This is a genomic window from Mesorhizobium huakuii (assembly GCF_030160235.1).
Classification (GTDB): Bacteria; Pseudomonadota; Alphaproteobacteria; order Rhizobiales; family Rhizobiaceae; genus Mesorhizobium; species Mesorhizobium huakuii.
Genome location: NZ_BSNY01000039.1, coordinates 1 through 12,252, shown reverse-complemented (window position 1 = coordinate 12,252; position 12,252 = coordinate 1). Strand labels below are relative to the sequence as shown.

11 protein-coding genes and 2 pseudogenes are annotated in these 12,252 nt (G+C 61.8%); 11 read left to right on the top strand and 2 right to left on the bottom strand.

The window, feature by feature from the left end:
* The first annotated feature begins 96 nt into the window (after positions 1-96).
* The 3 genes and pseudogenes from QQK95_RS20450 (at position 97) to QQK95_RS20440 (ending at position 3,793) form a co-directional block, all read left to right on the top strand.
* Entirely contained in the window at positions 97-2,268 is a 2,172-nt protein-coding gene (locus tag QQK95_RS20450; RefSeq protein ID WP_284276025.1) for a malate synthase G, read from the top strand.
* A 318-nt stretch (positions 2,269-2,586) separates the two neighbouring features.
* A pseudogene (locus QQK95_RS20445) lies at positions 2,587-3,176 on the top strand (DUF308 domain-containing protein).
* Between the two features lie 29 nt (positions 3,177-3,205).
* A complete protein-coding gene (locus QQK95_RS20440; protein ID WP_284276023.1) occupies positions 3,206-3,793 on the top strand; it encodes a TetR/AcrR family transcriptional regulator in 588 nt (195 codons plus the stop codon).
* Between the two features lie 61 nt (positions 3,794-3,854).
* Here the strand turns inward: QQK95_RS20440 and QQK95_RS20435 are convergent.
* Together QQK95_RS20435 and QQK95_RS20430 are read right to left on the bottom strand one after the other, a co-directional pair.
* A pseudogene (locus QQK95_RS20435) lies at positions 3,855-5,159 on the bottom strand (YifB family Mg chelatase-like AAA ATPase); the annotation flags it as partial.
* Between the two features lie 613 nt (positions 5,160-5,772).
* Positions 5,773-6,204, bottom strand: coding sequence for a helix-turn-helix domain-containing protein (locus tag QQK95_RS20430; RefSeq protein WP_284276021.1), 432 nt, complete (start codon positions 6,202-6,204; stop codon positions 5,773-5,775).
* Positions 6,205-6,236: 32 nt separating this feature from the next.
* Here QQK95_RS20430 and QQK95_RS20425 point away from each other — a divergent pair, with 32 nt between their 5' ends.
* The 8 genes from QQK95_RS20425 to QQK95_RS20390 all read left to right on the top strand — a co-directional run bounded on the left by QQK95_RS20425 (position 6,237) and on the right by QQK95_RS20390 (position 11,860).
* Positions 6,237-6,578 (top strand): DUF6634 family protein, encoded by a 342-nt coding sequence (locus tag QQK95_RS20425; protein WP_284276019.1) that lies wholly within the window; start codon positions 6,237-6,239, stop codon positions 6,576-6,578.
* A 9-nt stretch (positions 6,579-6,587) separates the two neighbouring features.
* A complete protein-coding gene (locus QQK95_RS20420) occupies positions 6,588-8,153 on the top strand; it encodes an AAA family ATPase (protein ID WP_284276017.1) in 1,566 nt (521 codons plus the stop codon).
* 230 nt (positions 8,154-8,383) lie between these two features.
* A complete protein-coding gene (locus tag QQK95_RS20415; RefSeq protein ID WP_284276016.1) occupies positions 8,384-8,686 on the top strand; it encodes a hypothetical protein in 303 nt (100 codons plus the stop codon).
* Between the two features lie 235 nt (positions 8,687-8,921).
* Positions 8,922-9,485 (top strand): ATP-dependent metallopeptidase FtsH/Yme1/Tma family protein, encoded by a 564-nt coding sequence (locus QQK95_RS20410; RefSeq protein ID WP_284276015.1) that lies wholly within the window; start codon positions 8,922-8,924, stop codon positions 9,483-9,485.
* Positions 9,486-9,577: 92 nt separating this feature from the next.
* Positions 9,578-10,336 (top strand): metallophosphoesterase, encoded by a 759-nt coding sequence (locus tag QQK95_RS20405; RefSeq protein ID WP_284276013.1) that lies wholly within the window; start codon positions 9,578-9,580, stop codon positions 10,334-10,336.
* Between the two features lie 161 nt (positions 10,337-10,497).
* Positions 10,498-10,704 (top strand): FKBP-type peptidyl-prolyl cis-trans isomerase, encoded by a 207-nt coding sequence (locus QQK95_RS20400; protein WP_284276012.1) that lies wholly within the window; start codon positions 10,498-10,500, stop codon positions 10,702-10,704.
* Positions 10,705-11,418: 714 nt separating this feature from the next.
* Positions 11,419-11,610 (top strand): YodC family protein, encoded by a 192-nt coding sequence (locus QQK95_RS20395; protein ID WP_284276010.1) that lies wholly within the window; start codon positions 11,419-11,421, stop codon positions 11,608-11,610.
* Positions 11,603-11,860, top strand: coding sequence for a DUF6953 family protein (locus QQK95_RS20390; protein ID WP_284276008.1), 258 nt, complete (start codon positions 11,603-11,605; stop codon positions 11,858-11,860). The genes QQK95_RS20395 and QQK95_RS20390 overlap by 8 nt, the downstream gene beginning before the upstream one ends.
* Positions 11,861-12,252 lie beyond the last annotated feature (392 nt).

Below are 12,252 nucleotides of genomic sequence, written 5' to 3'. Positions count from 1 at the left end.
ACTTGCCAAAATGCCCCACCTTCACCCTAAGCTGAATTGACCCTGCAACCTCAACATGCCAAACGCCCCGCAAAGCCTTTCATCTGGAGTAGCCTGATGACCGATCGCATCGAGATCGCCGGATTGCGGATTGCCCGCGAGCTGCATGATTTTGTGGCTGGCGAGGCCTTGCCCGGTACCGGCATCGCCGCCGATGCGTTCTGGAACGGTTTTTCGGCCATCGTCCACGACCTCGCGCCGAAGAACAGGGCGCTGCTCGAAAAACGCGACGCCATGCAGGAGAAGCTCGACGGCTGGTATCGCGACAATGGCGCGCCGGTCGACATGGAGGCTTACAGGGGCTTCCTGAAAGAGATCGGCTATCTCGTTCCCGAGGGGCCGGCCTTCAGCGTGTCGACGGACAATGTCGATCCCGAAATCGCCGTCGTCGCTGGGCCGCAGCTGGTCGTGCCGGTGATGAATGCGCGCTATGCGCTCAATGCCGCCAATGCGCGCTGGGGTTCGCTCTACGACGCGCTCTACGGCACCGATGCCATCCCCGAGACCGGCGGCGCGGAAAAGGGCAAGGGTTTCAACCCGGCGCGCGGCGCCAAGGTCATCGCCTGGGCCAAGGATTTTCTCGACCAGTCCGTGCCGCTCACCTCAGGCAAATGGGCGGGGGTGAATGGCCTGTCGGTGGCGCATGGCGCGCTGAAGCTCGGCGCCGGCGCCGGCGACACCACGCTGGCCGACCCCAGGCAATTCGCCGGCTATCGCGGCGACGCCGCCAACCCCGATGCCGTGCTGCTGGTGAAGAACGGGTTGCACATCGAGATCGTCATCGACCGCAACAACCAGATCGGCCGCACCGATCCAGCCGGCATCGCCGACGTCGTCCTGGAATCGGCGCTGACCACCATCCAGGACTGCGAGGATTCGGTCGCGGCGGTGGATGCACAGGACAAGGTCGTCGTCTACCGCAACTGGCTCGGCCTGATGAAGGGCGACCTCGCCGAAGAGATCGTCAAGGCTGGCAAGAGCTTCGTCCGCAAGCTCAATCCCGATCGCGCCTACACCGCGCCTGCCGGCGGCCAGCTTGGCTTGCCCGGCCGCTCGCTGATGCTGGTCAGGAATGTCGGCCATCTGATGACCAATCCTGCGATCCTGGACCGCGACGGCAACGAGGTGCCGGAAGGCATCATGGATGCCGCGCTGACAGCGCTGATCGCGCTGCACGATGTCGGGCCGAAGGGCCGCCGCGCCAATTCCCGCGCCGGCTCGATGTATGTCGTGAAGCCCAAGATGCACGGACCGGAGGAAGTCGCCTTCGCCGTCGAGATCTTCGATCGCGTCGAAGCCCTGCTCGGCATGGCTAAGAATACCATCAAGATGGGCATCATGGACGAGGAGCGGCGCACCACCGTCAACCTCAAGGAAGCGATCCGTGCCGCGCGGGAGCGCGTGGTGTTCATCAACACCGGCTTCCTCGACCGCACCGGCGACGAGATCCACACCTCGATGGAAGCCGGCCCGATGATCCGGAAGGGCGACATGAAGCAGGCCGCCTGGATTTCCGCCTATGAGGCGTGGAATGTCGACACCGGACTGGAATGCGGGCTGGCCGGCCACGCCCAGATCGGCAAGGGCATGTGGGCAATGCCGGATCTGATGGCGGCGATGCTGGAACAGAAGATCGCGCACCCCAGGGCTGGCGCCAACACCGCCTGGGTGCCGTCGCCGACGGCGGCGACGCTGCACGCGACGCACTATCACAAGGTCGACGTGCACGCCGTGCAGGCAGCGCTGAAGAGCCGGCCGAAGGCCAAGCTCGACGACATACTCTCCGTGCCCGTGGCTGTGCGGCCGAACTGGACGCCTGACGAGATCCAGCGCGAGCTCGACAACAACGCGCAAGGGATCCTCGGCTATGTCGTGCGCTGGATCGACCAGGGCGTCGGCTGCTCGAAAGTGCCCGACATCAACGATGTCGGCCTGATGGAGGACCGCGCCACGCTGCGCATCTCCTCGCAGCACATCGCCAACTGGCTGCGCCACAAAGTGTGCTCGGAGATCCAGGTTCGCGATTCCCTGCAGCGCATGGCCGCTATCGTCGACCGCCAGAATGTCGGCGACCCGCTCTACCGGCCGATGGCGCCGGATTTCGACAAGTCCATCGCCTTCCAGGCCGCCTGCGACCTGGTGTTCAAGGGAACCAGCCAGCCCAACGGCTATACAGAGCCGGTGCTGCACGCGCGGCGGCTGGAGCTGAAGGCGCGCGACAGGACCTGAAAAGCAGGACCGGCCGCAAGCGCCGTGGCTCCTGCGCCACGCGCTCAGGGCTCATGCGATAAGAAGTCGCCTCGGCGAGATGGATGCGTCCGACCGTCTCGCTGGCGCCGGCCAGTGTCAGCCAGCGAAAGCTGCCGCTCATGGCAAGTCAAAACACGTCTAAAGCGTCCGCCTTTTGGTCCCGGCGCCAGCGAGGGCACAAGCCAGCGCCGATCACGCAAATGAGATGTCGGGGTGACCGGCAATCGGTTTCCGATGCCTTGACGGTCGGTTATCTACCTACTAGTTGGTAGGCAGTTGAAACGAGAGATCCCCATCATGCCTGGACAAATGAATGATCAAAGCCGCGCGCCGTCATCGAACGGCTGGCTCAAAAGCTATTATTATCTGCGGTTTGCCGTATCGGCGGCCTGGGTCGCGGCGGCCTTTACCGTCCCAAGAGCAGCCCGCCGCTCGCCGCCGCCATGCTGGTTGCCTACCCCGCATGGGACGCGCTCGCGAATTACATCGACGCCCGGCGTACCGGCGGGCTCGGCCGCAACAAGTCGCAATTGCTGAACTTCGCCGTCAGCATCGTCGCCACGGTTGCGGTCGCCATCGCGCTCGGTCACAGCATGAACGCGGTGCTCTCGGTCTACGGCGTCTGGGCCGTTGTCTCCGGCCTGTTTCAGCTCCTGACGGCGGTGCGTCGCTGGAAAACCAACGGCGCCCAGTGGGCGATGATCCTGAGTGGCGCCCAGTCGGCGCTGGCAGGTCTCTTCTTCGTAAGGATGGCGGGCGGCACGGAAGCTATTGGCATTGCCAACGTCGCACCTTATGCCGCTTTCGGCGCCTTCTACTTCCTTGTGTCTGCGGTGTGGTTGTCGGTCAGCGATGTCCTTCGGAAGTCGCCGCGGGTCGCAAGTTAAGGTCTCCTTGCGGAAAGGCAGGTACGTTCATGAGCAAGCCTTCGACCACTGCCGATGACATCCTGGCCGCCGCGCGAGCCTTCATCGTCGCCGGCGGCTACAATGGATTCAGCTACGCGGATGTCGCCGAGGTGGTTGGCATCCGCAAGGCCAGTATCCATCACCATTTCCCCAGCAAGGTCGACCTCGTGCGGACCCTGCTCAAGCGTTACCTCCAGGATGCCGTGACGGGCATGGGAGGGCTCGAGCGCGATATCCCTGAGCCGCCCGAGTTGCTTCGAACCTATGCCGGCATCTGGGCTCGGTGCATCGAGGATGCGAGCATGCCGTTCTGCGTCTGCGCGCTGCTTGCCAGTGAACTTCCGGCGCTTCCGCCGGAGGTTGCCGTGGAAGTCCGGGCGTATTTTCGGTTTCTCTCGGGCTGGCTGACTGGCGTCATCGAGCGCGGTGCCGAACAGAGGACACTGACAATATCGAATGCGCCGCGCGTGGAAGCGGAAGCCTTCATGGCGACCGTCCATGGGGCAATGCTTTCCGCGCGAGCCTACGGCGATACCTTGACCTTCGGCATGATCATGGCGCCGACGCTGCAGAGGCTGATCCCCGCGACCGATTGATCCGGGCAAAGGCGGATCGGCCCGGAGAGACGGACCTGGCGTAGCTGCAGATGCCCTTCGCCTATGCCGCCTGCGCCACGCGCTCCGAACTCATGCGATAGGAAATCGCTTCGGCCAGGTGGATGCGGCCGACGGTTTCGCTGGCGTCGAGGTCGGCCAGTGTTCTCGCGACTTTCAGCACGCGGTGGTAGGCTCGCGCCGAGAAGGCGAGCTTCTCGCTGGCGTCCTTGAGCAGCGACAGGCCTGACGCGTCGGGCATGGCGATGTCTTCGATCACAGCCGGCGCGCAATGGGCGTTGGTGGCGCTGGTGACGCCGAGCCGTTCGAAACGCTCGCGCTGCAAGGTGCGGGCGCGCGCCACGCGCAGCGCCACATCCGCACTCTTCTCAGCCCGGTCGGGCCGGATGAGATCGCTGGCCGAGACCGCCGGCACTTCGATCCGCAGGTCAATGCGGTCGAGCAGCGGACCGGAAATACGTGCTTGATAATCGGTGCGGCAGCGTTCGCCGCGCAGGCAGCGATAGCCCGGCTCGCCGGCCATGCCGCAGCGGCACGGGTTCATCGCCGCCACCAGCTGGATGCGCGCCGGATAGGTGACGCGGTGGTTGGCGCGCGCGATCATGCAGTCGCCGGTCTCCAGCGGCTGGCGCAGCGCATCGAGCGTCTGCGGGGTGAATTCGGGGAATTCGTCGAGGAACAGCACGCCGTGATGCGCCAACGACACTTCGCCCGGCCGCGCGCGCAGACCACCGCCGACCATCGCCGCCATCGAGGCCGAATGGTGCGGGGCGCGGAACGGCCGCCGGTCGGTCAGCTTGCCTTCGCCGAGCTCGCCCGCCACCGAGGCGATCATCGAGACTTCGAGCAATTCCTTCGGCGCCAGCGGCGGCAGGATCGACGGCAGCCGCTGCGCCAGCATCGATTTTCCCGAGCCCGGCGGACCGACCATCAACAGATTGTGCCCGCCGGCCGCTGCCACTTCCAGCGCCCGCTTGGCGGTTTCCTGGCCCTTGATGTCGGCAAGGTCGGGCAGGTCGCGCGCCGCGGCGTGGATACCGGCCTCCGGCCGCGACAACACCTGCGTGCCACGGAAATGATTGGCGATGGCGATCAGGCTGCGCGGCGCCAGAATGTCGAAATCCTTGCCGGCCCAGGCAGCTTCCGGCCCGCAGGCGAACGGACAGATCAGGCCCTTGCCCTCGGCATTGGCGCCGATCGCCGCCGGCAAGGCGCCGGCGACGGCGGCGATCGTGCCGTCGAGCGAAAGTTCGCCAAGCACGACATAGCCAGCCAGCATGTCGCCCGGAATGGCGCCAAGCGCGGCCATCAGGCCAAGCGCGATCGGCAGATCGTAGTGGCTGCTTTTGACCTATTGAAAGATTCGTATGCGAAGCATACTCCGCTCTCTTTTCCCAATCCCACAGCGTCAACATCACCACGACACGAGCCCTCCCGGACCGCTCGATCGTCAAGTATCACGGCGGGTCGGGAGGGCGCCTCAAATGAAGCTCCCGACCTTTCCCCTTCCAAGACCTTTCAAGGTCAAGCTCCCGGACCTGCCCCCTTCGGGGGCGGGCCTTGAGAGCCCGACGTCTGACAGTTTCAGCAAGCGCGTTACCAAAAAAGGGGGCTCAATATGGCTCGTGTGCAATCGCGTTGCGTCGAGTAGCTCTGCGGTGGCACTCACCACCACGATCGGTTCCGGATTGTAGTGTGTCAGTGGGAGTATGCGTTTTGACCCTCTCGGGTCCGCAGCGCGTCAGCGCAAGGCATCAGTAATTTAGCCTGCCGTGAACGGAGGGCCCTGAGTCATTGCATAGTGTCATTCGCCGGGATCGCGAAAAATTGCCCCTTAAGTACTCATGCCGACCTCGAACATGCTCACTCGCGGGATTGGCATTTAGGTCAAGAAGACGTGGATGCATTCCCAAAGCCGGCGGCGGTGAAATCAGTCGAGCCACCCGTCACCGGTATGCAAATCAGAACCGCAACTTGCCTTGCTTCAGAATATCCCGGCGCACACGAAGCCCAGGTCCTGACAAGCCATCGTCAGGAATGAACGTAACGCCGGCTTCCTCATAAGCGTCCTGTAACCGGCGGCGGGTCTCCAAAGTGACCGTTTCGTCATTGCGCTCGATGCGTAGGATCGTGCGCTGGCCAACTCCAGTGAGCTTTGCCAGTTCTCGTTGGCCAATGCCGAGCGCAACGCGCGCTGCCCTTAAAAGTTCGTTCGGGACATCCATTGCTCTCCCTACATCGGAGATGCCCCGTCGCTCTAGATGTCCTGAGCGGAATCCTGAGTTTGAACGATAAATGGCGTCCAAAAAATCCCAAGCGGCGTCGTGGACGCCAAAGCCGCGGCGCCGTATGTCTCGTGCCTTTGATTCGCGAATCAAGGATTCGAAATCCAACGGGTCCTTGATCGAAACATGGAGGCACTCGAATGCTGCTGTTTGGCCGCGAAACGACTACCGACGAGATGGTCACCTTCCAGATGGACCGTCTTCTCGCATTGACCGCCGACATGGAGCGCGTCCGCCGTGGCGTGCCGCCTGAGGCGATGGCGGGTGACGCAGCCCCAATTCTCGACCGATGGATCCTTGCCCAGCGAGCCGTTCCTTGCCTTGCAGGACTCTCGACCGGCCATCCCCGACTCGTCGGCCAGGACAGATTGATCGCCACAACAGATTTGTGGCTGCTCTCCGAAGACCGGACTTGGGCACGAACGCTGTCGCGATGGTACCGACTCGGACGTCCTGCCGAACAGTCCGGCCTAGATGCGTGAGGGTCGTCCATGACATTCAGGGGTTCGACTTTCGACCGTCATTTCGACCGACGCCTGAAAGCAGCGAAGGCCGGCTTGCATCTGCCGAGTGAGGACGAGTTGCTGCGCGGCATGGCGTTCTTTGGCGATCGTCTCGAAGACGATATCCGGGAATATTCAAGCCGCCTGTCACGGCGGATAAAGAAGCGCGGTCGCGTCGAACTTTTGCCCCTTGCCAATTGTCTCGACGACCTTGCGACCGAGCAATCTGAGGACGGTATCAAAAGTGTCGAGGCCGCGCTCGGCACCGCCGAAGCCGTAAAGGGAATCCAGGCCGAGGCGTGCCGCCTGCGCTGTCAATTCTATCTTGCCGTGTTTGGCGATCCGCAGGCTGCGGCGGCGGTGGCGAGCGAAACGGCATCGATGGCGATGCGCGACTTCAACGAGAGCAGAGGCCCGCGAATGCTTTGGCGCGCGCTAGCGTGGAGTATGCTGTCACGTACTCTCTTCTCTTCGCGCTACGCCGAAATCTTCCATGTCCCGCATCCGCAGCATTCGCTGTTCCGGATGCTTCTGAATTTTGAAGCCGAGTTCGAGTCTGCGATCCTAAAGGCACGGCTGACGGACGAACAGACAAACAAAGAGGCGAAAGAGGCGTCGGCCAAGAAGGCGTCTAGAGATGACGACATCGAGTACCTCCTCAAGGACGAAGCGGAAACCAAACCCGCGCCGAATGCTACCGTGGTTGTCGTTCCTTCCATCGGCAACGCGACAACATCGGAAGGAAAGCGCGTGTTGGGCGAGTTCCAAGAATTCGTGCAGCGCGGACTGCCGCTTCCAGCTGCATCCGACCTCTCCATTCCTCGCACGCAGCTTGTGTCCGAATTCCCCTGGGTCGCATCGGTGGCCGACGATATCCTGAACCGTCTCGTCGGCGGGAGACATGTATACGTGCGACCAACAATCCTGGTCGGCCCGCCTGGATGCGGCAAGACCCGCTTCGCGAGAAGGCTGATCGAGGAACTCCGGATCCCATACGAGCTGGTTCCCTGTGGCGGCTTGAGCGACAGTGCCGTCGGCGGCACCGCGCGGCGATGGTCCTCGGGTGAACCGAGCCTCGCCATTATGGCGGTGCGCCGGCATGAATGCGCGGGGCCTGCCATCATCCTCGATGAGATCGAGAAGGTGGGCACCGGTCGCCAGAATGGTAATGTCCATGACGTCCTGATCGGTTTGCTCGAGAAGGAAACGTCGTCGCGCTGGTTCGATCCCTACGTCGAAGCGAACTGCGATCTCTCGCATGTGTCATGGCTGATGACAGCAAACGAGGTGGGAAGCGTCCCGGCGGTGATGCGGGATAGATGTCGGATCCTGCGATTTCCGGAGCCGGGCCCCGACCAGTTGCCGTTCCTCGCCCCTCGCATTCTCGAAAGGCTCTACCTCGAGACGGGGCACGACCCGCGCTGGGCGGCACCGATCGAAGGATTCGAAATCGCTGCGCTGGCCAACAACTGGCCGGGCGGGTCAATCAGGAAACTGGAGCGGCTTGTCGAGAAGCTTGTGGAGGCGCGTGAACGCCATTGGGGCAGGCAATGAGCTGGCCCCGTCAAAACGATCGGCAACGATAGGCTGACACAGGAGGCAACCGAATGAAAGCTCGTGAAGCAAGAGGCTTTCTACACCGACCGCGCAATGAAGTGGAAGGATCATCGCTTGTCGATCATCAGCCCGGGGGCAGATCAAAGCAGCACTTGATGGAGCGCGGGATTCCTATGGCGAATCCCTCGGCGCCTGCATTACCGAGGCCTTTGGCGTTCGGCAGGCACATGGCCAGCGAGACGCTGCTTGGGCTTCTCGGCCATACTGAAAGCTGCCTCGCCCTCATCAGGGCCGGCCCCATCGCTTCCTGTGACTACAGAACCGCGCACATGGAGGATCCAGCGATCGCCGTCGAGGTGACGAGCCATTATGCCCGCATAGCCATCGCGACCGGGTGGCCGATTCCGACGGTGATCCTCGAACTGCTGACCTGCCACGTCATGGACGCAAACCCTGCCTGTACCGAGTTGGCGGAATGGCTTGAGGCGACTGGTCTTCTCGATCTCCCGCCGCAGGCGAACAGTCACTAGGGAGCGGACCATTGATGAACCATCGTCGGGAAGCTCGTCAGGGCCAGCCAGTTCCATCGGGCACGGCAACGATCGAAAGGATTGGAAGATGAAAAGACGTCGCATACGTCCCTCGCGACAGCATCGTAGCAAGAAGACCAGAGCTGTCGAGGCTGCGGGTGACTCCGGCATTTCTGCTGAAAGGGCTGCAGACGCTATTGAGAGCGCGGACAGTTTTCTCGGAGACCCTCTGCTCTTGCAATTGCTGCAGCTCCAGTTCCGGACGTCCGTCCATGAAGCCGCTCATGCGGTAGCGCGCCTCCATCTCGATCTTGGAACCATCGCGAAGATCACGATCGAGGAGCCGGAAGGCGGATATGTCACCGGAACCATGCCGAGAGAGCAGACCGAGGCGGTGCTCACCGGCGTTCTCATCGCAGCACTCGCCGGCCGAGCAGCGGAGGAAGTGATCGTGGGGTCGGTCGCCGCCGGATCTGGCTCTGAGTCCTGTGATCTTGCGGCTGCAACCGCATTGGCATTCGACATGGAGACTGTGATGGGTTTTTCGAAGAAATGGCCGCTGCTTCACCGCAAAGTCGAGGATCGGGCATCGATGCTCGCGACCGACCACGAACTGGCGGCGCGGGTGAACGCCCGGCTAGAGAGCGCCTATGCGGTCGCCCGAAAAATGGTCGTCAACCAGGAGATCGCGATCGACTTCCTTGGCGAGATCCTGCTGGCACGAAAGACGCTGGAGGGAGCTGAACTCGACGCCGTGCTCCAGGAAGTGAAGCAGCGGATCGTCGCGACGCCCGGGTGATCCGACAAACGGTCGCAAAACACTGCGGTCACGTTTGCAGGATTCGTGGAGTTTTGGCGCGCCCGCGTGAATGAAACCAAGGTTTCGATCCTATGAAGCTATGGCTATTCTCCGACTTGCATCTTGAATTTGCCGATCTGCGGCAGCCGCTGACGATCCCGGACGCCGACGTCTGCGTCGTGGCGGGAGACCTTTGCCGCGCCCCCGCCAACGGCGTTCACTGGTTGGGCAAAAATGTCGCTCATGCGATGCCGTGCATCTATGTCGCGGGCAACCACGAATTCTATCGGGGTTCGATCGGGGAGGGGTTGGAAGATGGGCGCGCCGCGGCCGCCCAGTTCCCGAATGTGCACCTCCTGGAGAACGATTTTGTTACGATCGACGGCGTTCGGTTTCTCGGCGCGACGCTCTGGACGGACTATCGGATCGAGGGGCATCCGGAACTCGCCATGATCTACGCGCGCGAACGCATGAACGACCACAGGCTGATCGCGGAACAGCGCAATCCCTGGCAGCGTTTCGTGCCCGAGACAGCATTCCGAATGCATCAGGAATCCCGTCGGTTCATCGATACCGCGTTGAAGGCCGATCCGATCGAGACCGTCGTCGTCACCCACCACCTCCCCCACGCGAAATCTATTCCTTCGAGATTCATGGGGGACCTGCTGAATGCCGCCTTTGCTTCGGACCTTTCCGAGGTGATCGAGAGTGATCGACCCGTGCTCTGGGTCCATGGGCACACGCATGATAGCTGTGATTACAAGGTCGGCAGCACACGCATTCTCTGTAATCCGCGCGGCTACGATGACGAGAACATCGCATTTGATCCGGCGCTGGTCGTGGGAGTGTAGCAGCGAGGCCGCCATCGATGAATGCAGGTCGTGCCAGTTGGCGTGGGCGCCCCTAGCACGATGAGGGTACCGAACTGCTCGATCAAATAGCCGCAGATCAATCCGAAAATTGTGGTTGCCGATATCACCGAATAGGCGGCAGCGAACGCCCCGAAGCGGTCGTGATCATCGACCGCACCAAGGTGCCGGACAACGTCAACATTGATATCGGCAGTCGATTGCAGGTCAGAACCCGTGACGGGCGCCCCATGCCGGTAACAGTCGTCGAAGTGGACGACGCCAGCGTCAAGCTCGACGGCAATCATCCGTTGGCCGGAAAGGATTTGGTGTTCGACGTTGAACTGGTCGAGATCGTTCAGGCGGCGTAGCAACCCATACGGCCCAGAATTGGCCGGCTTCGCGACGTCCCTTACGAGCATTCCCCGGCAGCGGGTGGCGATTCGCGCAAGATCAGGAATTGGCGATAGCCATGGTCCGCGCCACCTCGACGCGGCCACGGCGAGTTCCTCGTCGGTAGGGTTGCGTTCAACGAATGCTGGGGCCCGACTTTGCGACACTACGAACGGGAAGGATTCCATGTGGCCATGTACTTCTTGGTCATGCGTGATCAGAAATTTACCTGTACGCCGCTGGTTGTCAGGTTTGATCATTTTTGGAAGCTCGACCGCTTCTGGCGTTCGACCGGCCCATGCTGAGAAATAAAAAACGGCGCTGATGCATATGGCAGATACGAGAAGCAGATGGTTGAGCTTCAAAGCTCCGCCCCCTTTGAACTCTTGCAGCTAGGTTTCGCGGGCAGCCAGGGCTTCGGCGAGGGTCTTCTGAGGCATGGCGATCTCCATTTGAGGGTCGCCGCAACGGGAGGATTATACTCCTGATCAAGATGGCGCTGGCAAGCCCGTCAGCGCGCGATCTTACTGGCCGCCGTCCACGGCGGAGAATCGTCCGCCGCGTTCTGGCGTTCGGCGGGCTTAATGCGTATGCACCACTGCGGCTGGCGTGATAGTCGTGGGCCGGGTGTTCGATTGAAGAAAGTCCGGCAATAGGCGAGGTTACGTTATCAGAAACTATGGGAGTCTTTCATGGCGCAGAAGTTCAAGGCCGGAGATATCGTGCTACTCAAGTCCGGCGGGCCGGCAATGACCGTCTCTCGTGAGAACAGCTCGAACTCCAATCGTTATGATTGTGTTTGGTTTAAGGGGGCCTCACGGGAAGCGTCAACATTCGATTCCGAAACGCTGAAGCTCTACGAGGCGCCGAAAAAGAATGACTGAGGATGAGGCCGCCCGGTGGATGCTGAAGGAATTCGAGGAATTCGGCTTCCTTTACCAAGAGGGTGCGGCAACTCACCTCTTCCAATACAACGACGAACGTCTGGCCTATTTCGACAAGTACTCAAATCTTTGCGTAGGCAAGAAGGTGCTGGCGCTCTTCAATAGCCTGACACCTAAAGCTGTTTATGAACGCGCAGGCAAGTTCTGGCGGCTTCGGCTGGAAACAGATCAACCAGGCAGGCAACAATAGGCCCAAGCGCGCGTTTGCCGTGACCGGCGCGGGGGGCCTACACAGGCGAAGCATCCCGCGCGTCCTGACGCCCGCCCGTGGCCAGCGCCATGCATTGCGAAGCCACGGCGCGGGAAAGCCCTTGCTGCTTGTCGAGCCATGGCCCGAAATGACCATGCGGCAGTGACGCCTTGTGCGCAAGGCATCCATCGCTTGAGACTCGCCTACATACGTTTGCGGGCATAGGCTACTTAGTTCATGTGAGACCGCGCAATGCCCGAAGCTCTCTCTAGCGTATCTGAGGATTTGGATTGGCTTCGAACCACATGGATTTCCGAGCCCGATAAGCTGACAGAGAGCTATGGCGGAAAATGGGTGATGACGGTTTGAGAAGGGCGGCGTATCGAGGCGGG

Coding starts and splice junctions, on each gene's coding strand:
- QQK95_RS20450 (WP_284276025.1), top strand. CDS start 97: ATGACCGATCGCATCGAGATCGCCGGATTGCGGATTGCCCGCGAGCTG.
- QQK95_RS20440 (WP_284276023.1), top strand. CDS start 3,206: ATGAGCAAGCCTTCGACCACTGCCGATGACATCCTGGCCGCCGCGCGA.
- QQK95_RS20425 (WP_284276019.1), top strand. CDS start 6,237: ATGCTGCTGTTTGGCCGCGAAACGACTACCGACGAGATGGTCACCTTC.
- QQK95_RS20420 (WP_284276017.1), top strand. CDS start 6,588: ATGACATTCAGGGGTTCGACTTTCGACCGTCATTTCGACCGACGCCTG.
- QQK95_RS20415 (WP_284276016.1), top strand. CDS start 8,384: ATGGCCAGCGAGACGCTGCTTGGGCTTCTCGGCCATACTGAAAGCTGC.
- QQK95_RS20405 (WP_284276013.1), top strand. CDS start 9,578: ATGAAGCTATGGCTATTCTCCGACTTGCATCTTGAATTTGCCGATCTG.
- QQK95_RS20395 (WP_284276010.1), top strand. CDS start 11,419: ATGGCGCAGAAGTTCAAGGCCGGAGATATCGTGCTACTCAAGTCCGGC.
- QQK95_RS20390 (WP_284276008.1), top strand. CDS start 11,603: ATGACTGAGGATGAGGCCGCCCGGTGGATGCTGAAGGAATTCGAGGAA.